The following is a 20050-nucleotide window of genomic DNA, read 5'->3' as shown; positions in this document are numbered from 1 at the left end:
ACCCAATATGTTCTGTATTCAATGTGAACAGACAATTCAAACCCCTGCTGTTAAAGGTTGTTCTTTTGCACAAGGCATGTGTGGCAAAACTTCTGAAGTATCAGACCTACAAGACGTGTTGGTTTACACACTGCAAGGGGTTTCTTTTTGGGCATCAAAAGCACTTGAATTCAATATCATTAACGATGAAATCAACCAATGGGCACCAAAAGCATTTTTCTCTACATTGACGAACGTAAACTTCGACCCTAAACGTGTCCTAGAGCTGACTTCTCAAGCTGCAACGTATAAAGCATTGCTAAAAGAGCAAGTGATGTCTGCAGCAACGCTTGCCGATACCGAAGTCGCTGACATTCCTGCGGTTGCTCACTTTGAGCTACCAAACAGCGCAGAAGCGATCTTAGCTTTTGCTCCTCAAGTCGCGGTTAACCGTGGTAAAGACCAAGTACATGAAGATGTTATTGGCCTACGCCTACTTTGCCTATACGGACTTAAAGGTGCCGCAGCGTACATGGAGCACGCACGTGTTCTTGAGCAAACCAACAACGATATCTATGCCGAATACCATGAAATCATGGCGTGGTTAGGTACTGATCCTGAAGATCTCGGTGAACTACTTGATTGCTCAATGCGCATTGGCCTGATGAACTATAAAGTGATGGAAATGCTCGACCAAGGTGAAACAACGACCTTCGGCCATCCAGAACCAACCACAGTGAACGTCAAGCCAGTAAAAGGCAAATGTATTCTTGTTTCTGGCCATGATTTGCATGACCTAGAAAAAATCCTGCAACAGACTGAAGGCAAAGGCATCAACGTTTACACCAACGGTGAAATGCTGCCTGCACACGGCTACCCTGAGCTGAAGAAATACCCTCATCTTGTCGGTAACTACGGCAGCGCATGGCAAAACCAACAGAAAGAGTTCGCAAACTTCCCTGGCGCAATCGTAATGACGTCAAACTGCTTGTTGAATCCAAATGTAGGTCAATACGCAGACCGTCTATTCACCCGTAGTATTGTTGGCTGGCCTGGTGTGGCTCACATCGAAGGCGATGATTTCAGCCAAGTGATTGAATGTGCTCTAGCGCAAGACGGTTTCCAACACGATGAAATCGAACACCACATCACGGTTGGTTTTGGTCGCAATGCACTGATGAACGCCGCCCCTGCGGTTATCGACCAAGTGAAGCAAGGCAACATCAAACACTTCTTCCTAGTCGGCGGTTGTGATGGTGATAAAGCGGAACGCAGCTACTACACCGATTTTACGGCTGAAGCACCAGAAGACACGCTAATCCTGACGTTGGCGTGTGGTAAGTTTCGCTTCAACAAGAATACGTTCGGCGATATCAACGGTATCCCTCGCCTATTGGATGTGGGCCAATGTAACGATGCGTACTCTGCAATCCAGCTTGCACTTGCACTGGCGAAAGAGTTTGACTGTGACATCAATGAACTACCACTCACGCTTGTGCTTTCTTGGTTCGAGCAAAAAGCGATCGTTATCTTGCTAACACTATTTGCATTGGGTGTGAAAGGCATTTACACAGGCCCTACTGCACCGGCGTTCCTAACGCCAAACCTAATCGCCATCATCCAAGAGAAGTTCGATATGCGCAGTATTGGCAATGTTCAGGATGATCTAAAAGCCATCCTAGCAGCCTAATAAACCTGCTTGTTACGCGCCTCCTTACGTGGAGGCGCTATCTATTTCGAACTAAAAATAGCCACAACCAAAGAGATTGTTATGTTTTTTGAATGGCAAGGTAACCAACCCGTCACACTCCGTTGCATCGACAAATACTTCGAAACACACGACACCGTCAGCATCAAATTGGCCGAACTAACCGAATCACTTCTGTTTCAGTTTAAGCCTGGCCAGTTTATTAACTTGGGCGTCGAAATTGATGGAAAAATGGAGTTTCGTGCCTATTCAATCAGCTCGATCAATGAAGACGATCACCTTCAACTCACCATCAAACGAGTATCTGGCGGTAAAGTATCGAACTACATCGTTGACTCGCTGCTGCTTGGTGATACCGTTCAAGCATTACCACCAGCGGGCGAGTTTAACTGCATTGACCACCCACCCGTTTTACGTAATGGCGAAACAAAAGCCTTGCTTATCAGTGCAGGTTGCGGCGTCACGCCCGTATTTTCGATGGCAAAGCACTGGCTGAGTAATCAAGATGAAAACGACAACGATGTGGACATCGCATTTCTTCATATCGCACGCAGCCCAGAAGAGACGATTTACTACGATCAGCTAGAAACGTTCGACGCTGTGTATCCCAACTTCCATTTAAAGCTGTTGCTTAAAAACCGCGAAGGAACGTCACACCCACAAGGTCGTTTGAATGCCGACTGGCTTAAAGAGCTTGTTCCTGATTTCAAACAGCGCACCGTTTACCTGTGTGGTCCAAGCCAGTTTATGCAAGATGTTCACGGCTATTTGAATGACCTTGGTTTTGACATGACGAACTTCTACCAAGAGAGTTTTACGCCAGCGACTGGCGCAGAAACATCGGTATCCGATGAAGCTGTTTGTGTATCTGTTCCTGACTTTGCTCAAACCATCGATGCGCAAAAAGGTCAGGTACTGGCCGATGTGCTTGAAGGCGCAGGTTTACCATTAATCGTCGCTTGTCGTAGCGGCATTTGTGGCTCATGCAAATGCAAGGTTCGTCAAGGCAACGTCTCTTCCACCAGCCTAGAAACATTAACGCCAGAAGAAATTGAACAAGGCTATGTGCTCGCCTGCTCATCAACCATCGAAGCGGATCTTGAAGTGCAGATCGGTTAGTTTTCCAAATACAAAAAAGCGCCGCGATACGTCTGTCTAGTTGTTTCGCGGCGCTTTTTTTGATGTTACTTCTGTTGCAACAAAAGTCTTTTAACTAAATAACAACACTTTCAATGCTGCTTCGCTGTCTACGTCCATAAACTCTGGCGGGTTATCCAGACGATCACGGAATGTCAACTCTGGCGCTTCTTCTTTCATGCTTTCAATCAAGAAGTCGCTTGTCACAGATGGCGAGTTCACACATGCCATCACTTGACCACCGTCTGCCAACAAATCCGGCAATCGACGTAGAATCTTTTTGTAATCTTTCGTCAGCGCAAAGCTGCCTTTCTGGAATGAAGGCGGATCGATGATAATCAAGTCATACAGACCAGATTTTTTAATCTTACCCCACGATTTAAAGATATCGTGCCCCATAAAGCTTACCTGGTTGATGTTATGACCATTTAGCTTGTGGTTCTCACGACCTTTAGACAGCGACGCTTTTGCCATGTCGACGTTAACCACTTTATCTGCGCCACCCGCAATGGCAGCGACAGAAAAGCCACACGTGTAAGCAAACAAGTTGAGCACGTTTTTATGCTTCGCATTTTCCCGCACCCAATCACGACCGTAGCGCATGTCCAAAAACAGACCGAAGTTTTGGTTGCGGCCAATATCCAATTGGTATTTCAAACCGCTTTCTTCAACGACAGGGCGAGCGTCTAATTCACCGACAAGCACTTCTGAAGGCGCACCATCGGCATAACGATGCTGAAGAACCATAGTGCGACCTTGCTTGTCTGCCCACAGTTGTGATTGTGCAAACGCATTGAGGCCGCTTTTCAGCTCAGCGAGAAACGCGTCGTCGACTTCTTTAAACAAGTTGATGATCAACTGACCTTGTAACCAATCACAGGTGATTTGCTCTAGGCCCTCAAAACGGCGGCCACGACCATGAAACAGTCGACGAATTTCATTCGGAGCTTGCGCGAGCTCGGTTTCTAGATGCTGAAAAAACAGCGGAAGTTGTGATGCTTGCATCGAGTTCTCTTATTAGTTTTCTTTGTGACGGTTATTTGATCGTAGGCCAGTTCAGTTCCCAAGGGGAAAGCCAAGTATCCAAACCCTGAGAGACGGTCTCACTGTGCCATTTTTTACCAAGCATTTTGTGTTCTCGTGGGTCGCAAACAAAGCGATATTGCTCATCTCGGTATTGGAAGCAAAGTGAAAATGCATGCAGATAACCGCGATCAGCCTCATTGCCTGCATTGTAAATCGGGTCACCAACAATACCTGAGCCAACCGATTTTAATGCCACGCGGATTTGATGCGTTTTACCAGTGTGTGGCTTACATAAAAATAGGCGCTCTCCTGGCTCTGCCGCAAGAGAGAAAAACTGGGTAACGGCTGGGTTATTTTTGCTGTTGACCAGCTTCCATGATGAACGGCGCGAACGCTCCATATCACCAACGACCAAACCTTGTTTCTTTTTCGGCTTTTTAGAGCCAATCGCCAGATAGAACTTTTCCACTTGGCGGTCAGCGAAGGCTTGCGATAACGCACTGGCCGCTTTGGCGTTGCGTCCGAGGAGCAGAATACCCGATGTCATTTTATCCAAGCGATGGATCAGATAGAGCTGCTCATCACCACTCTGCTTGGCCACTTCTTGCAGCAGCATTGTGTCGCCATCGTCTTTATGAACAGAGACGTTGGGATGCTTATTGATGATCAGAAAATCGGGATGGGTATGTAGAATATCGAACATAAAAAAACTGGCTCCACGTTTGGAGCCAGCAGTATACATAAGTTATCGGACAAAGCTATCGAGGCTTGCCCCAAGGCCTGAGCTAGAGCTTTCTAGAGAAAATACCAGCAAGACCAATGATCGCGATACCCAGCAGCATGATTTCACCTTTGCCACTGTCAAAGCCAGACTTAATCCCCATGAAGGCAACAATAGCAATCGCAACAGGAATCAGGTATTTAACTAGGTTGTACCACAATCCAAATAGCGGGAAAGATACTTCGCCGTCATTAGTGATCTCTTTTTCTAGCTCAGCACGGCTTAGACGCCATCCTGCAAAGATACAAACCAACATACCACCAACCGCTAGGAAGATTTTGTCCGTTAGCAAGTCGAAGATATCAAAGGCACCGGTACCAAACAGCGTTGGTCCCATTCCACCTAACGATAGTGACGCAAAAATACATAATGCCGCCATAACTGCACTTGCAGACAGAACTGCGTTAGAACGCTTCATGCCTTTCTCGTCGATTAGGTAAGACACGACAACTTCCAATAGTGATACTGAAGAAGTTAATGCCGCCACCGTCAAACCGATGAAAAATAGCAACGCGAATAGCAACCCAATCACACCACCCATTTCAGCAAATAGCTGAGGAACGACAACGAATACAAGACCAGGGCCTGCCGCAGGCTCCATGCCAAAGGCAAACATAGCAGGGAACATAGCAACACCAGCAAGAATCGCTACACCTGTATCCATCGCAGTAACCATACCGGTTGTTTGAACTAGGTTCTCTTTCTTCTTCAGGTAAGAACCGTACGTCATCATACAGCCCATACCTAAGCTAAGTGAGAAGAACGCCTGCCCTAGTGCAGCAAGAACCACGTTGCTGTCGACTTTAGAAAAGTCCGGCATGAATAAGAACTCAAGGCCAGCCATTGCACCTGGCAGCATCAAGCCTTTAACAGAAACAACGATTAGGATTAAGAACAGAAGCGGCATCAGAACCTTACCGGCTTTCTCAATACCACCCGAAATCCCTTTCATCACAATCATGACGTTAAGGAACAGGTAAACACCCATCCACATTAAAGGTTGAATCGGATCTGAGATGAAACCGCCAAAGCTGTCGCCAATTGCTTCTGGCGCGCTGAGTAGACCACCGCCCACTTTAAAGATGTAGGCCAATGCCCAACCACCAACCACTGGGTAGAAGCCCATGATCAAAAGACCACTGAAGACTCCCATAACGCCAGTGAACGTCCAGCGTCGGTCAGTTGTTTTGAATGCACCTACGGCAGAAAGACCTGTCTTACGACCAATAGCGAACTCTGTCAGCATCACGCTAAAGCCGATAAAAATAACAAAGATAAGGTAGATAGCAACGAATGCACCGCCGCCACTCTCACCCGCTGTGTAAGGGAATTTCCATATATTGCCTAAACCGACAGCGGAACCCGCTGCTGCCATTACGAAGCCTAGTTTAGACCCCCACGTATCACGTGGTGCTGCTGTATTAGTTGTAGCCACGCTTTTTCTCCAAAATTAGTTTGTTGTGTATGCATAGAGATAGGCGTCTAAAAAGTTTATGTAAAAATTATTGTACACTTATAAAATAAGCGTTCGACGCACTATGTCTAGAAAGTAAAGCAGCTCCCCTTTAAAATTGGAACCCCAAAAAAGTACATTTATCGCACAAGTGTCGAGTTACGCAGGTTAAATGCTGCTTTTTTGTTCAAAAGTTAAAGAATGGCCTTATTTTTCACATTAAAATAACAGAATCAGCTGTTATGAAATTCGTTCCTCATATAAGGTCAATCCCACGTCTAAATGGGAAATCTATTCCCCCAACCCACTTTTATGCTTAATATCCTAGAAGGGCATATTACTCTGAGCGTATATGGACAAGTTTTATCACTTTCTTACTTTAGCTGGCATCGGGCTATATTGGTTACTGGTCGCAGGTGTGACCATTCGTGTCGTTTTAAAGCGCCGTGCAGTGAGCGTGTCTTTAGCTTGGCTAATGATCATTTATATCCTTCCCGTTCTGGGTGTCGCATGTTATTTCCTCTTCGGTGAACTGAACTTAGGCAGAAAGCGAGCCGAACGTGCGAAAGAGATGTTTACACCATTCGAGAAGTGGTTCAGTCAGTTGAACGACTGTAACGCGCACAACCCAGAAACGATGGGAAGGCACATCTACCGAATTGATGAACTTTGTAACAACCGCCTTGGTCTTCCCGCATTGAGCGGTAATACATTGTCGCTGCAACAGTCACCTAATGAGATTTTGCATTCCATTATTGAAGACATCGAAAACGCGCAGAGCAGTATTCGAATGGTATTCTACATTTGGCATCCAGGTGGTTTGGCTGACTCTGTCGCTTCTGCACTTATCCAAGCGGCTAAACGCGGCGTCGATGTCAAACTATTGCTCGATTCAGCAGGTAGTCCACGTTTTTTCAGAAGTCCTTGGTATCGAATGATGCAGGATGCTGGAATTGAAGTTATTCAAGCGCTAGAAGTGAAGATGTGGCGTATTTTCTTACGTCGTCTTGATCTTCGCCAACATCGCAAGATCATCGTAATTGATGATGAAATTGCTTATACAGGTTCAATGAACTTGGTTGACCCGGCTTACTTCAAACAAAACAGTGGCGTCGGGCATTGGGTGGACATCATGGTTCGCATTACGGGACCAACGGTAAACGTATTGAGTGCTATCCACTGTTGGGATTGGGAAGTCGAAACTGGCGAACGTCATTTACCGAGACTACCTGAATGCAAGATCGATGAGAGTGAATTCCAACACCCTATTCAGGTTGTGCCTTCTGGCCCTGGTATGCCGGAATATCTGATCTATCAAGTATTAACATTGGCAATCAACCAAGCCAATCGCTCGGTACGAATTACAACGCCATATTTCGTGCCCAATGCAGACTTACTTGAAACGTTAAAGATGACAGCACAACGAGGCATTGATGTTGAACTCATTATTCCACATAAAAATGACTCGATGATGGTGCAATGGGCGTCACGCGCGTTTTATAGTGAGCTTTTGTGTGCAGGAGTCAAAATCTATGAGTTTTATGGTGGTTTGCTGCATACGAAATCCGTCGTAATTGACGACCAATTCTGTTTAGTTGGCACCGTAAACATGGATATGCGCAGCTTGTGGCTGAACTTCGAAGTTACCCTCGCCGTTGACGACGAAGAGTTCACAAAGCAAATGTCTTGGTTACAAGATAGCTATATTAAGCAATCTCACACTGTTGTATTGGAAGAATGGGAGAAAAGAAGCCTATTTTCTCGATTCTTAGAGCGAGTGTTCTATCTCTTCAATCCACTCCTCTAATACCTCAAATACACCGACTAAAAAAACCTCCAGCGCTTCAAATATCTTGCTGGAGGTTTGTTCTACTTACGTTTTCCACCTTAGCGATACACTCTAAGCCTACAACTCAACCTTTCAGCTTTGACGCCTTCACTCGATAATCTCGGCTATTATTGGGTGATAGTTGACTTTTCCCTTGCAAACGTTATGTCGTCCATGTTTTAAATAATCAAAATCGTAATATTTAAGACAGGGAACTTTTATGTCAGAGGGCAAAAAAACCAAGCTCATTACCGCTGGCCGCGATAAAAAGTGGACAAACGGTGTTGTAAACCCACCCGTTCAACGCGCTTCAACCGTGGTATTCAACACGGTTGCAGAGAAGAACCAAGCCACCATGAACCGCACCAATAAAACATTATTTTATGGTCGCCGTGGCACCAACACTCACTTCGCTTTTCAAGATGCAATGGTTGAGATTGAAGGTGGATCAGGTTGTGCTCTCTACCCTTGTGGCACGGCAGCAATTTCAAATGCGATTCTCTCTTTCGTCGAAACTGGCGATCACATTCTGATGGTGGACACTTGTTACGAACCAACTCGTGATTTTTGTAATATCATCATGAAGAAAATGGGCATCGAAACTACCTATTATGATCCGATGATTGGAGAAGGTATTCGTGATTTGATTCAACCAAATACCAAAGTCCTTTTCCTAGAATCTCCGGGGTCAGTCACAATGGAGGTGCAGGACGTACCAACATTGGCGCGCATTGCTCATGAGCACGATATTATTGTGATGCTTGATAACACATGGGGAGCTGGCGTGAACTTCTCACCATTTGAACATGGTGTCGATATTTCCATTCAAGCCGCCACCAAATACATAGTTGGTCACTCTGATGTAATGTTAGGTACAGCCGTAGCTTCCGAAAAATACTGGCCTCAACTGCGTGAACAAAGCTACTTGATGGGCCAGTGCGTTTCTCCTGACGACGCATACCTAGGCCTTCGTGGTATTCGCACACTGGATGTTCGCCTAAGACAACACGCAGAAAGTAGCTTGAAAGTCGCCAAGTGGCTGACTTCTCGTCCGGAAGTTGATCATGTCCGCCACCCAGCATTGGAATCGTGCCCTGGCCATGAGTTTTTCAAACGTGACTTCACTGGTGGAAACGGCTTGTTTTCATTTGTTCTCAAAACGTCTTATCCAAAAGCGACGACGGCTCTGCTTGACGGTATGAAACACTTCAGTATGGGTTATTCTTGGGGCGGGTATGAAAGCCTCATTCTAGCTAACGAACCAAAGAGCTTTAACAGCTTGAGAACCGTAGCGCACCCACACTTTGAGGGCACTTTAGTTCGTATTCATATTGGCTTAGAAGACGTGGATGACTTGATCGCCGATCTAGAGGCTGGTTTTGCACGCTATAACGCGTTAATTTTAGAAAAAGAAGTCTCTCTAAAATAGTAATTGAATCGCCCTGCTTCGCGGGGCGTTTTTATAACTCGCTGACTTAATTAGAATTACCTAACATTCCCACCACCTATTCATTAATGTTAATCATTTGTGTTGTTTTTCAATTGAGCAGTCACAGAATGAAATAATGTGCCACAAATAGGCTTTCCAAATTTAGAGTTTCTCTCCTACTTTTTATCATTCATAAGAGGTCATACCACAAGGAGATAGTTTTGAAACTCAAATTCATAGCGCTAATGCTTTTTACCTTAATTACCGTCCCAATAACCTCCGTACACGCCGCAACGGGTTATACCCAAACCAAGTATCCGATTGTTCTGGTTCATGGATTATTTGGTTTTGATACCCTCGCAGGCGTAGATTACTTTTTCGGAATACCACATTCCTTAACGAAAGACGGCGCTAAAGTTTATGTAGCGCAGGTATCCGCGACCAACAGCAGCGAAGTTAGAGGGGAACAACTGCTTGCTCAAGTAGAAACCTTACTTGCTGCAACAGGCGCAGAGAAAGTCAATCTCATCGGTCACAGTCATGGTGGTCCAACAACGCGCTATGTTGCCTCTGTCCGTCCAGACCTAGTTGCATCAGTTACGAGTATAGGTGGCGTTAATAAAGGGTCTAAAGTGGCAGATTTAGTTCGTGGCACCGTATCTGAGGGTTCTGGTAGTGAGCAGCTCGCGGTAAAACTGGCGCAAGGCTTAACCACTCTTATTAATCTTCTATCAGGCGGTTCTGATCTCGACCAAGACCCTTTAGCCTCACTAGCAGCATTAACCACGGAAGGATCATTAGCGTTTAACCAACACTACCCAGAGGGAGTCCCTACCAGTGAATGTGGTAATGGTGACTTGCTGGCTTCAAATGGCGTTTATTACTACTCATGGACCGGATCATCCACTTTTACAAACGTTTTCGATCCGACCGACGCTGCCATGATGGTACTTGGCTTAGCCTTTGATGGGCCAAATGATGGCTTAGTTGGTGCGTGCAGCACACATTTGGGCAAAGTCATACGTGATGATTATCAAATGAACCATTTGGATGAAATTAACGGTCTACTCGGTATTCATCATCTTTTTGAAACCGATCCAGTCACGCTTTATCGCCAACATGCAAATCGTCTCAAACTTCAAGGTTTATAAGAGGTCATCACAATGAAGAAAGTCGCTCTCACTACTTTTATCCTGCTCTCAATATTTGGCATGGGAGCGCTTTCTCTATTGCAAAGCGACAAACAACAAGAGATAACCTCTAGCCATTCGCAATCTCAGCAAGACATAGCCGCCGATGTCTCTTCCCCAAAAGACTTCTTCGAATATTCTCTTAGCCGGCTGGGCGAAGAAGATCTCGATACGATCAAAGCGGAAGTCAATGATGACACTTTAGCAAAGCAAACTCTGAATATTGACGCTAAACTCTTCCAAACTTACCTTTCCTACAAGCAAGCGCTCTCTGCATTAGAGCCTTTTGAGCATAACCAACTAACGCTTGAACAGCTAACCAAACTGAATGAAGCGATACTGAATTTACAACTTCAATACTTTAGCGAGGTGCAGATAACCCAATTGTTTGACGAAGAAAACCGACTTCGCCAACTTGCATTGGAAAAACTGACGATTAAAACACAGGCATCGGATATCGAGAGTCAAACACACCTTCTCAATCAAGCGTTATCAGAACAACCAGATTACATCCGAGAAAGTGAACGCAATAACGCATTAGCGGAGCAACTCGAGCAAGCTTCTCAGCTTGATTCACAAGATAAGTACATCGCCCGTGTTGCACTGGTGGGAGACGCTGGAGCGCAAAGGCTGCAAAAGCTTGATGAGCAAAGAGCATCATTTGAGACTCAACTCGCCACTTACTTAAAACAGCGTCAAGATATTCTGAATAGGGATTTTCTAGGGCAAGGTGAAAAACAGGCAGAAATCATTGCTTTAAGAAAACAAAGCTTCGATGCCACTCAATGGCGTCGAATCGAAGCTTTGGAACGTATTCATGATAGCCAGAACTAACAACATAATCTTAATAAGCCAAATGTTACTTATTCTGCTTTTTAGGACATCCAACGATATGGTCATCCACCATGCCGACGGCTTGCATGAAAGCATAACAGATGGTTTCACCGACAAACTTGAAGCCTTTCTTTTTAAGGAATTTACTCATGGCTTTGGATTGCTCTGTCGAAGCTGGTACGTCACTCATATGTTGCCATTGATTAATGATTGGTTCGCCGTCCACGAACTGCCACAACGCGTCTGATAAACTTCCGTATTCAGCAATTAACGCTTTGGCCGCTTTGGCATTACTGAAAACCGAGTTAATCTTTCCGCGATGCCTTACAACATCGAAGTTTTCCACGATGTATTCAGCGCGTTCTTCATTTCTTTGTTCCAACGCATCTAGGTCGTAGTTCTCGAACGCTTCTCTATATCCTTCGCGCTTTTTAAGAATGGTGATCCAACTAAGCCCAGCTTGCGCACCTTCCAACGTAATAAATTCAAACAGGGTTTGGTCGTCATATACTGGCACGCCCCATTCGGAATCATGATATTCGCGCTCCAATGGGTGATTCATCGCCCACGCACACGTTTTTTGTTCTGTCATTATTCTTCCTTAAAAAGCGCCTCTAACTGATGAGCTAGAGGCGCGATACTTTTTCATCGTTATATCAGTAGCACTAAGCCTGTTTCGGTACTGCCACTTTATGGAATAAACGATACAACACTGGCACGACAATCAGTGTCAGGACTGTCGCAAAGCCCAAACCAAACATAATCGTAACCGCCATTGGTTTGAAGAAAATATCTGGTAATAGTGGGATCATACCAAGGATCGTCGTGATTGCAGCCATACACACAGGACGAACACGGCTTACCGCAGCATCAACGACCGCATCATAAGCCTCTTTACCTGATTTCATTTCTATCTCAATTTGGTCCAGTAATACGATGCCATTTTTGAGCACCATTCCCGATAAGCTTAAGAAGCCGAGCAATGCCATAAAACCAAACGGCGTGTTGAGTGCCAACAAACCGGTGGTGACACCAATTAACGCCAGCGGCACGGTAAGCCAAACAATGAGTGGCTCTTTGATAGAGTTAAATAGGAATACCGTGATCAAGAACATGAACAAGTACCCCATTGGCATGGTAGTAAACAGCGACTCTTGAGCATCACCAGAAGATTCGTATTCACCACCCCACTCTAGTGAATAGCCAGGAGGCATTTGAATCGCTTCGATTTGGGGCTGTAAACGTTTTTGCAACGTCGATGCGGTTTCTTCACCTAGAATATCAGGGTCTGCCATCACAGTGAGCATACGCTTACGGTTCTTACGTACGATGATAGGATCCTCCCAACGCATGTCGTAACCCATTGTGACTTGTTGAAGTGGGATAAACTCACTCTGTGCTGGACTCCATATTTTCATGCCTTCAATGTTACGAATATCAATACGTTCATCTTCAGGTAAGCGAGCCACGATAGGCATGAGCGTCGTGCCGTCTCGGTAAAGGCCTATCGTCATTCCAGAGAATGACATGGACAAGAAGTCATCGACATCTGATTTGGTAATGCCATAGCGACGTGCCTGACTCTCATTAAACTGAGGTTCAAGAACTTGGGTTCGTTCACGCCAATCATGCCTGATATTTGTTGCCTGAGGATCGGCGTACATGATGTCCTTGACCTGAGCGGCTATCGTACGAAGGACGGTTGGATCAGAGCCGATAATGCGCGCTTCAATTTTTGCACCACCACCAGGGCCTAACTCAATCTGTTTGAGCTTGTAATTGATTTCTGGGTAGTTGGCTTTTAAATACTCTCGAAACTTCGCCATTAATGGTTTTAACGCTTCGTAATTTTCCATACGAGTGGTTATCTCACCATAAGCCGCATAACTTTTCTCTGGCGCGTACGTTAACATGAAGCGCTGTAAGCCTTTACCCGCGGTCGTCGTGATATGGTCAACATGCTCTTGCTTAGCTAACCAACTTTCTAACTCTTTAAGCGTTGTGTTGGTTGCTCGAATATCAGTTCCTTCCGGCATCCATACATCTAACTGAAAAATAGGCGTTGTCGAAGATGGGAAAAACGCTTGCTTCACAAAGGTGAACCCGTAAACACTTGCCGCTAATCCCGCAATCAGCACCACAACGGTAAACCAAGCACGACGCATACAAAACTGAAGAAACTTTTTATAAATAACGAAAATAACCCCGTTATATGGATCATTTTCTTCCCCTTCACCTTGTTTAATCTTCTGGCCTTTAAAGAAGATGTCAGCAAAGAATGGTGTCAACGAGATAGCGGTAAACCAACTCAACATCAATGAGATCAGCAGAACCGTAAACAAAGTGCCACAGTATTCACCCGTCGAGTCTTCAGACAGTCCAATGGGCGCAAATGCAGTTACCGCAATCACAGTTGCCCCAAGTAATGGCCACTTGGTTTGGGTAACGATATCAGTCGCCGCTTGGAGTCGAGTTCGCCCTTTTTGGGTACCAATCAAAATCCCCTCAACCACAACGATTGCATTGTCCACCAACATACCTAACGCGATAACCAAGGCACCTAATGAAATCCGCTGCAAATCTATCGCGAGATACTTCATGAAAATGAACGTACCCAACACCGTCAGCAGTAAAATTAAACCGATAAGCAGACCTGAACGTAGCCCCATAAAGAACAGAAGTACGATAATGACGATACCGACAGCTTGAGCCAAGCTGACAACAAAACCGCTAACCGATTTATCCACTTCTTTAGGCTGACTGTAAATTTCCGAGATTTCGATACCAACAGGTTGTTGGTACTTTAGCTCTGCAAGGCGATGATCAAACGCTTTTCCGACTTCAACGACATTGACGCCTTCAGCAAAAGAAACACCCACGTTTAGTGCGAGGCTGCCGTTAAAATTAATAATATTATTCGGGACTTCTACATAACCACGTTTTATTTCCGCTACATCTTTCAAGAAGATGAGCCCCTGAGCTCCCGACTCAGTAATCAACAAATCGCCTAGCTCATCCACACTCTGGAATTCGCCAGTCGGCTGAATTCTGATGTACTCGTCACCAATTCTGATCGCCCCTGCGTCAGAAACCACGTTTTGCGTCGAGAGAAGATTAAAGACCGTATCGGGAGAAAGTCCTATACTGCTCAGCTTTTTCATCGATACTTCGATGAAAACTTGCTCTTGCTGTTGCCCGGATACCGAAACTTTACTCACGCCATCAACCAGTTCGAGCTCTCGGCGTAAGTAATCGACGTAATCCAGTAGCTCTTTATAGCTATAACCGTCACCAGTCACCGCTAACAAAATCCCGTAAACATCACCAAAATCATCGATCACTTGAGGTTCATTCACACCCGGAGGCAACGTCCCTTTAAGGTCATTCACTTTACGGCGTAACTCATCCCAGATTTGTGGCAGATCATCAGGGCCATAATTGTTCTTCATCGTGACCGTGATTTGCGATAATCCTCGGCTGGAAATCGAATTCACTTCATCAACATAAGTAAGCTGCTGAATCGCTTTTTCGATCGGATAAGTCACTTCTTCTTCGACTTGTTGCGGCGTCGCACCAGGGTAAGAGGTCACCACCATGGCATCTTTGATGGTAAAAGCAGGGTCTTCAAGACGCCCTAGCCCAAAGAATGCAGCGATACCACCAATCAAAAAGATCAGTGCGACCATCCAACTGATGACGCGATTTCGGATGAAGTACGCAGCAATACCGGTCACATCATCATCACTTTGAGGCGCTGATTTATTAAGATCGCTCATAGACCGGCCTCCTGCGTAGCCATTTCCTGTATCACTTCCACTTTCATGCCATCCCTTAACCGAGAAACACCGGCAATCACAACTTTGTCTTTCAGCATGAGACCATCAAGGATTTGAATGGATGTTTTAGATGCTTTACCTGCTCGAACCTGTCTGCGCGATACCGTGTTGTCATCATTCAGTACCCAAACAAATTTATTTTCGCGCCCCAGCTCGTCACCGTCCGCATTAAAAATGGCTTCAATGGGAACATTAATTCCTAAATTGAGATCCAAGCCAACGTTCTTATCTTTGGAGGTCACCTCAACGGCCATCCCATCTAGGATGTATTCTTCTTCCGGCATAGGAAGCGATAATGTGACGGTAAACGTACCTGTTGTTGGGTCTGGCTCAGTCGTAAATTCTTTCACGGTCGCGTTGTACTCGTTACCACTAGGCACGCGCACCAATGCCTTTATCGCGGTAAGCCTTTCTTCCGTTGGCGGTTGGTTAACATAGAGCCGGTCTGGAAGTTGAATCAGCACCTCTACTCGCTCCAAACTATGAATATTGACGATATGCTGTCCGACTTGGACATTTTCGAATTGCTCGATATTAACTCGCGAAATGATCCCATCCACAGGCGCTTTTAAGGTAGTAAATGATAAACGGAGTTTCGCTAACTTAAGCTCAGCCAGAGCGATTTGTCGTTGTGCTGCAATTTCATCAAACTGAGACTTAGCTAATAGACCTTTGTCAACTAAAGGACGTGAACGGCGATACTGACTGTCAACAACAGAAAAACGCGCACTCGCATTATCTACATCCAACTCATAGTCAGTAGGATCCAACGTTGCGATAACATCACCCTTCGTGACTTTATCGCCCTCTTTTACCATGATGCGGCTGACTTCTCCTGTCACTCGGAAACTCAAATGAGAGCGATCCGCTGCATTCGCAACCGCAGGGAAATATAAGTTGTCATCCACCTTATTTCCCGCTAATGAGGTAACTCTTACACGCGGTGTCTCAAGAGCTTTTTCTGGTGCCTTATCGCCACAACCAACAAGAAGAAACGTTGAAAATAATGCCGCTAGAGAGATGATTCCTTTCATATTACAACCCTCTTTCCTTAATCCAGGCTCTTACCTTAATTCCGGGTTCAATTACACTAACACCAGAGATAATGATTTGATCGCCATCGTTAAGCCCAGCTAACACTTGGTTTTTATCATTCATTTCAATAGCGGCTTTGGACACAATGCCTTGCTCATCAACACGCCAAACGTACGTTTTGCCGTTCTCTTCTAGCAGCGCGGAATTAGGAATTTTTGTTGCACCAGCATTTTTTGATAGGAGGTAAGCATTACCAGACATGCCCGGTAAAAGACCTATTTCTGATGGTCGCTCCATAACCATAGTGACTTTGTAACTACCGGTTTTAGGATCGGCTTCTGTATCGATTTCTTGAAAGGTCAAGTCAAATGACTGCTCGGGGAAAGCGTCAAAGACCATTCTGGCAGAGACATCGCTACCCTGCGTGTAACGGTTTAGCAGATAGTCAGGGACTTGGAATATCACCTTAAGCAGTTGGTTGGATTGGATATTCATCACGCCTTCTTTTGCGGCAACATACTCATGGTTTTCTGCTGGAATATACGAAATCGTACCATCATATGGCGCGACAAGTTTGGTATACCTTAAATTTGCCTTTGCTTGATTCCACTGAGCTTTGGCTGAGTTGTGATTCGCTTTTGCCTCATCAAAGTCTTGTTCGGACACCACTTGGTCTTTACGTAACTTTTGGTATCGCTTGTACTGCACGTCTGCGAGCGCGAAATTTGCCCGAGCTTGCTGTTCAAGCAGAGAATATTCATCAGGGTTTAATGAAGCCAATACATCGCCTTTGCTAACGACTTGACCTTCATTCACCTCAATCGTTTGAAGAAGTCCAGGAACTCGAAACGTCAGTACCGCTTTATCACCAGCTTCCGTCGTGGCAGGAAAGTGTCGTTCAAATTGGGCATTGCCAACAGATACTGTAAATAGCTTTACGGGGCGGGATTCAGGTTCTGGAACAGGGGGAAGTTCTTTACCACACCCCGACAACACAGCCGAGATGGCGACAGGAATGAGCAATCTTCTCATTACATTCATCCATAAAAAATTAAGGGATTATTTTTAAAGTAGATGAATTCTGGGCGAACTTCCAGAGTTGAAAAGATTAATAGTGCTTTAAAATTAGTAATTTGTGACAAAAAAGCAGGCTTTGCGCCTGCTTCGTTTAAATCTTCTTTGGATGCGGAGTGTTTAGAGCTTGCTGAACTCCCGATTCACCCTATATGTATCAGACGTAACATACGCTTCCATGTTACGGATTTTGCCATCAAGACGGTCAAAATCGCGTTCCAACACACTGAGCAATTGGTCCGGACTTTGTCCTTTCTGCCAAGGCTTACTTTTAAGTGTGTGCTCTTGTTGCGCTCGGATATTTTCAGAATACGTCACTGGTTGCTTTTCTAACATAAACGCCATCGCGACGTATGCTAACAGCACCAAAAACGTACCACCCAACAGCGCTGCAGAAATCACTACAATACGAATCAACCAAACCTCTGCACCAAAGTAGTTGGCAATTCCGGCACAAACACCGGAGATTTTGCCATTTACTGGGTCACGATACAGCTCTCGATTAGTCATACTTGCGTCTCCATGTTGGTGACTCAGCATCCAAGATGCGCTCCAATGTATCAACTCGGGACTGCATCGCTTCCGCTTTTTCAGATAGTACCTGAAGGCGCTCTAAATCTTGGCTCGACAGTGCACTATCTGTTTTGCGTTTGCTGCGATAGTGTAAGAAGAGCCATAGTGGAGCGACAAAGATTAAAAAGACAATCACTGGTCCTGCTATAAAAAATGTCGACATAAATGGCTCCTTTGTTATTTATCTTTCGATGACATCTGTTCTTTCAGTTTTGCCAACTCTTTTTCGATTTCGTCTTGAGCTTGAAGCTCTGCAAACTCTTGCTCTAGCGATTTTGCATTACCAGTTTGTGCGTACAAATCTGCTTCTGCTTCCATTTCATCCACTTTACGTGAGTACTGCTCAAACTTCGCCATCGCTTCATTAGTACGGCTAGTGTGCAGGTGTTTTTGCACATCACGACGGTTAGAGGCTGTTTGGTTACGAATTGCTAGTGCTTGCTGTTTTGCACGCGTTTCTGCGATTTTGCTTTCTAACTTACCGATCTCGCCTGTAAGCTTGTCGATCGTTTCTTCTACTAACGTCTGCTCAGTGTGAAGGCCTTTAATCACTTGCTCAAGCTTTTGCTTTTCAATTAATGCTGCACGAGCCAAATCTTCACGCTGTTTTACCAACGCTAGGCTCGCTTTTTGGCTCCATTCGCCAATTTGCTCTTCTAACGTTTCAACTTTACGAGCCAACTCTTTTTTGTCTGCAATCGCTTTAGCCGAGTTAGTACGCACTTCAACAAGTGTGTCTTCCATTTCTTGAATGATAAGACGGATCATTTTTTCAGGATCTTCCGCCTTGTCCAGTAATGCACTGATGTTTGAGTTAACGATATCTGCAAATCGAGAAAAAATACCCATAACGGAACTCCTCTTTTTTCCTATTAAAACTCGACAAGGTGGTGATTGACCTTGCGTCTCCCTGAATACATTACAAGTAGCATGCCAACTTGAAATTACATTTAAAATCAGCAGTTTATGCATTTTGTTGTCGTTATGCACTATTATGCTATGATGTTTTTCACCAACTGTTGGTGAAATTCACCAACTCCATATGTAAATCATGGCTCGGCTGTTAAATAAGAAGGACTTTATGAAGCAAAACCTGATTGGTGAATCACCTGCTTTTCTCGCCGTACTAGATAAAGTATCACAACTTGCGCCTATTGAGCGTCCAGTCCTCATTATCGGTGAACGAGGAACGGGTAAAGAACTCATCGCTCAGCGTTTGCATTATTTATCAAGACGTTGGGATAAGCCACTACTATCACTCAACTGTGCGACCTTAAGCGAAGGACTAATAGATTCAGAGCTATTTGGCCATGAATCCGGTTCTTTTACAGGTTCTAAGGGCAAGCATAAAGGACGTTTCGAACGCGCCGAAGGCGGCACTTTGTTTCTTGACGAATTGGCCACCGCACCACTTTTAGTTCAAGAAAAGCTGTTGCGTGTCATCGAATATGGTGAATATGAACGAGTTGGCGGTCATACCGCTCTCAATGCGGATGTTCGACTTGTTTGTGCAACCAATGCGGACTTACCAAAATTGGCGGAACAAGGCGATTTCCGTGCCGACTTACTCGATCGTTTAGCGTTTGACGTCATCATGCTGCCTCCTCTTCGTGAACGAAAAGAAGACATCCTGTCTTTAGCAGAGCACTACGCGATGAAGATGTGCCGTGAACTTCAGCTCGAATATTTTGTCGGTTTTACCTCAAAAGCACAGCATTCGCTTCTTGAATATGAATGGCCAGGTAATGTCCGTGAACTAAAAAACGTGATTGAACGTGCTATTTACCAACATGGTCTCAATGCCGATCCAATTGATGAACTGATTTTCAATCCTTTTGAAACAGTTTGGAATAACACGCTTGGTCATAATGCCGAGCAAGCCGAACAGCAGCAAGAAGAGGAAGCACCAAGCAGCGCAGTTCAATTCCCTCTAGACTATAAACAGTGGCAAGAAGAGCAAGACATCCACTTACTCAATCGCGCATTAGAAGAGGCCAAGTTTAATCAACGACAAGCAGCCGAGTTACTTGGTTTGAGCTACCACCAATTACGAGGGATGGTTAGAAAATATGGTTTAGTCGGGCAAAGCTAGCTTGGTCGAAGGTGCTTGATCGGTTAGCGAGCGAGAGACAGCGCTCTAATTTGTATGTCTTTCAAGCATAACACC

17 protein-coding genes are annotated in these 20050 nt (G+C 45.1%); 7 read left to right on the top strand and 10 right to left on the bottom strand.

Annotated features, from left to right (window positions below; all coding sequences use genetic code 11):
- Positions 1–7 precede the first annotated feature (7 nt).
- Positions 8–1669 carry a hydroxylamine reductase gene (hcp, locus tag ACZ5ZC_RS13860; RefSeq protein ID WP_140094220.1) on the top strand — a complete coding sequence of 554 codons (1662 nt, stop codon included), beginning with the start codon at positions 8–10 and terminating at the stop codon, positions 1667–1669.
- Between the two features lie 81 nt (positions 1670–1750).
- Complete coding sequence (locus tag ACZ5ZC_RS13855; protein ID WP_054867318.1) at positions 1751–2806, top strand: FAD-binding oxidoreductase; 1056 nt, start codon at positions 1751–1753, stop codon at positions 2804–2806.
- Between the two features lie 90 nt (positions 2807–2896).
- Here ACZ5ZC_RS13855 and ACZ5ZC_RS13850 read toward each other — a convergent pair whose 3' ends face one another.
- The 3 genes from ACZ5ZC_RS13850 to ACZ5ZC_RS13840 all read right to left on the bottom strand — a co-directional run bounded on the left by ACZ5ZC_RS13850 (position 2897) and on the right by ACZ5ZC_RS13840 (position 6006).
- Positions 2897–3829: a class I SAM-dependent methyltransferase gene (locus ACZ5ZC_RS13850; protein WP_464931991.1), complete on the bottom strand. Its 933-nt coding sequence runs from the start codon at positions 3827–3829 to the stop codon at positions 2897–2899.
- A 31-nt stretch (positions 3830–3860) separates the two neighbouring features.
- On the bottom strand, positions 3861–4553 hold the full coding sequence (locus ACZ5ZC_RS13845; RefSeq protein WP_104974250.1) for a TIGR01621 family pseudouridine synthase: 693 nt from the start codon (positions 4551–4553) through the stop codon (positions 3861–3863).
- 82 nt (positions 4554–4635) lie between these two features.
- On the bottom strand, positions 4636–6006 hold the full coding sequence (locus tag ACZ5ZC_RS13840; protein ID WP_043884644.1) for a sodium-dependent transporter: 1371 nt from the start codon (positions 6004–6006) through the stop codon (positions 4636–4638).
- Between the two features lie 430 nt (positions 6007–6436).
- Here ACZ5ZC_RS13840 and cls point away from each other — a divergent pair, with 430 nt between their 5' ends.
- The 4 genes from cls to ACZ5ZC_RS13820 all read left to right on the top strand — a co-directional run bounded on the left by cls (position 6437) and on the right by ACZ5ZC_RS13820 (position 11365).
- Positions 6437–7891 (top strand): cardiolipin synthase, encoded by a 1455-nt coding sequence (gene cls / locus ACZ5ZC_RS13835; protein ID WP_005393277.1) that lies wholly within the window; start codon positions 6437–6439, stop codon positions 7889–7891.
- A gap of 241 nt (positions 7892–8132) precedes the next feature.
- Positions 8133–9341 (top strand): cystathionine beta-lyase, encoded by a 1209-nt coding sequence (locus ACZ5ZC_RS13830; protein ID WP_170891312.1) that lies wholly within the window; start codon positions 8133–8135, stop codon positions 9339–9341.
- Between the two features lie 221 nt (positions 9342–9562).
- Positions 9563–10492, top strand: a complete 930-nt coding sequence (locus ACZ5ZC_RS13825; RefSeq protein ID WP_025998621.1) for an esterase/lipase family protein — start codon at positions 9563–9565, stop codon at positions 10490–10492.
- A 12-nt stretch (positions 10493–10504) separates the two neighbouring features.
- Positions 10505–11365: a lipase secretion chaperone gene (locus ACZ5ZC_RS13820; RefSeq protein WP_054867315.1), complete on the top strand. Its 861-nt coding sequence runs from the start codon at positions 10505–10507 to the stop codon at positions 11363–11365.
- A gap of 25 nt (positions 11366–11390) precedes the next feature.
- Here ACZ5ZC_RS13820 and ACZ5ZC_RS13815 read toward each other — a convergent pair whose 3' ends face one another.
- The 7 genes from ACZ5ZC_RS13815 to pspA all read right to left on the bottom strand — a co-directional run bounded on the left by ACZ5ZC_RS13815 (position 11391) and on the right by pspA (position 18732).
- Positions 11391–11957 (bottom strand): DNA-3-methyladenine glycosylase I, encoded by a 567-nt coding sequence (locus ACZ5ZC_RS13815; protein ID WP_182033833.1) that lies wholly within the window; start codon positions 11955–11957, stop codon positions 11391–11393.
- A 73-nt stretch (positions 11958–12030) separates the two neighbouring features.
- Positions 12031–15141, bottom strand: a complete 3111-nt coding sequence (vmeI, locus tag ACZ5ZC_RS13810) for an efflux RND transporter permease subunit VmeI (RefSeq protein WP_046874793.1) — start codon at positions 15139–15141, stop codon at positions 12031–12033.
- Complete coding sequence (locus ACZ5ZC_RS13805) at positions 15138–16235, bottom strand: efflux RND transporter periplasmic adaptor subunit (RefSeq protein WP_182036707.1); 1098 nt, start codon at positions 16233–16235, stop codon at positions 15138–15140. Before ACZ5ZC_RS13805 ends, vmeI begins: the two co-directional genes overlap by 4 nt.
- Position 16236: 1 nt before the next feature.
- Positions 16237–17268, bottom strand: a complete 1032-nt coding sequence (locus tag ACZ5ZC_RS13800) for an efflux RND transporter periplasmic adaptor subunit (RefSeq protein WP_464931990.1) — start codon at positions 17266–17268, stop codon at positions 16237–16239.
- Between the two features lie 162 nt (positions 17269–17430).
- Positions 17431–17820, bottom strand: coding sequence for an envelope stress response membrane protein PspC (pspC, locus tag ACZ5ZC_RS13795; RefSeq protein ID WP_012841944.1), 390 nt, complete (start codon positions 17818–17820; stop codon positions 17431–17433).
- Positions 17813–18046 (bottom strand): envelope stress response membrane protein PspB, encoded by a 234-nt coding sequence (pspB, locus tag ACZ5ZC_RS13790; RefSeq protein WP_054867313.1) that lies wholly within the window; start codon positions 18044–18046, stop codon positions 17813–17815. The genes pspC and pspB overlap by 8 nt, the downstream gene beginning before the upstream one ends.
- 14 nt (positions 18047–18060) lie before the next feature.
- Positions 18061–18732, bottom strand: a complete 672-nt coding sequence (gene pspA / locus ACZ5ZC_RS13785; RefSeq protein ID WP_005393294.1) for a phage shock protein PspA — start codon at positions 18730–18732, stop codon at positions 18061–18063.
- Positions 18733–18964: 232 nt separating this feature from the next.
- On the opposite strand from pspA, the gene pspF reads away from it, so the two are divergent.
- Positions 18965–19975, top strand: a complete 1011-nt coding sequence (gene pspF / locus ACZ5ZC_RS13780) for a phage shock protein operon transcriptional activator (protein ID WP_046874789.1) — start codon at positions 18965–18967, stop codon at positions 19973–19975.
- Positions 19976–20050 lie beyond the last annotated feature (75 nt).

This window comes from Vibrio sp. JCM 18905 (assembly GCF_055393305.1).
This window is presented reverse-complemented; position numbering and strand designations above follow the sequence as displayed.

Excerpts from the sequence above, each read along its gene's own strand:
- pspC (WP_012841944.1), bottom strand. The coding sequence starts at position 17,820 with ATGACTAATCGAGAGCTGTATCGTGACCCAGTAAATGGCAAAATCTCC.
- ACZ5ZC_RS13820 (WP_054867315.1), top strand. The coding sequence starts at position 10,505 with ATGAAGAAAGTCGCTCTCACTACTTTTATCCTGCTCTCAATATTTGGC.
- hcp (WP_140094220.1), top strand. The coding sequence starts at position 8 with ATGTTCTGTATTCAATGTGAACAGACAATTCAAACCCCTGCTGTTAAA.
- ACZ5ZC_RS13830 (WP_170891312.1), top strand. The coding sequence starts at position 8,133 with ATGTCAGAGGGCAAAAAAACCAAGCTCATTACCGCTGGCCGCGATAAA.
- ACZ5ZC_RS13850 (WP_464931991.1), bottom strand. The coding sequence starts at position 3,829 with ATGCAAGCATCACAACTTCCGCTGTTTTTTCAGCATCTAGAAACCGAG.
- ACZ5ZC_RS13805 (WP_182036707.1), bottom strand. The coding sequence starts at position 16,235 with ATGAAAGGAATCATCTCTCTAGCGGCATTATTTTCAACGTTTCTTCTT.
- pspB (WP_054867313.1), bottom strand. The coding sequence starts at position 18,046 with ATGTCGACATTTTTTATAGCAGGACCAGTGATTGTCTTTTTAATCTTT.
- vmeI (WP_046874793.1), bottom strand. The coding sequence starts at position 15,141 with ATGAGCGATCTTAATAAATCAGCGCCTCAAAGTGATGATGATGTGACC.
- ACZ5ZC_RS13840 (WP_043884644.1), bottom strand. The coding sequence starts at position 6,006 with ATGGCAGCAGCGGGTTCCGCTGTCGGTTTAGGCAATATATGGAAATTC.
- ACZ5ZC_RS13855 (WP_054867318.1), top strand. The coding sequence starts at position 1,751 with ATGTTTTTTGAATGGCAAGGTAACCAACCCGTCACACTCCGTTGCATC.
- pspF (WP_046874789.1), top strand. The coding sequence starts at position 18,965 with ATGAAGCAAAACCTGATTGGTGAATCACCTGCTTTTCTCGCCGTACTA.
- ACZ5ZC_RS13815 (WP_182033833.1), bottom strand. The coding sequence starts at position 11,957 with ATGACAGAACAAAAAACGTGTGCGTGGGCGATGAATCACCCATTGGAG.
- pspA (WP_005393294.1), bottom strand. The coding sequence starts at position 18,732 with ATGGGTATTTTTTCTCGATTTGCAGATATCGTTAACTCAAACATCAGT.
- ACZ5ZC_RS13800 (WP_464931990.1), bottom strand. The coding sequence starts at position 17,268 with ATGAGAAGATTGCTCATTCCTGTCGCCATCTCGGCTGTGTTGTCGGGG.
- cls (WP_005393277.1), top strand. The coding sequence starts at position 6,437 with ATGGACAAGTTTTATCACTTTCTTACTTTAGCTGGCATCGGGCTATAT.
- ACZ5ZC_RS13845 (WP_104974250.1), bottom strand. The coding sequence starts at position 4,553 with ATGTTCGATATTCTACATACCCATCCCGATTTTCTGATCATCAATAAG.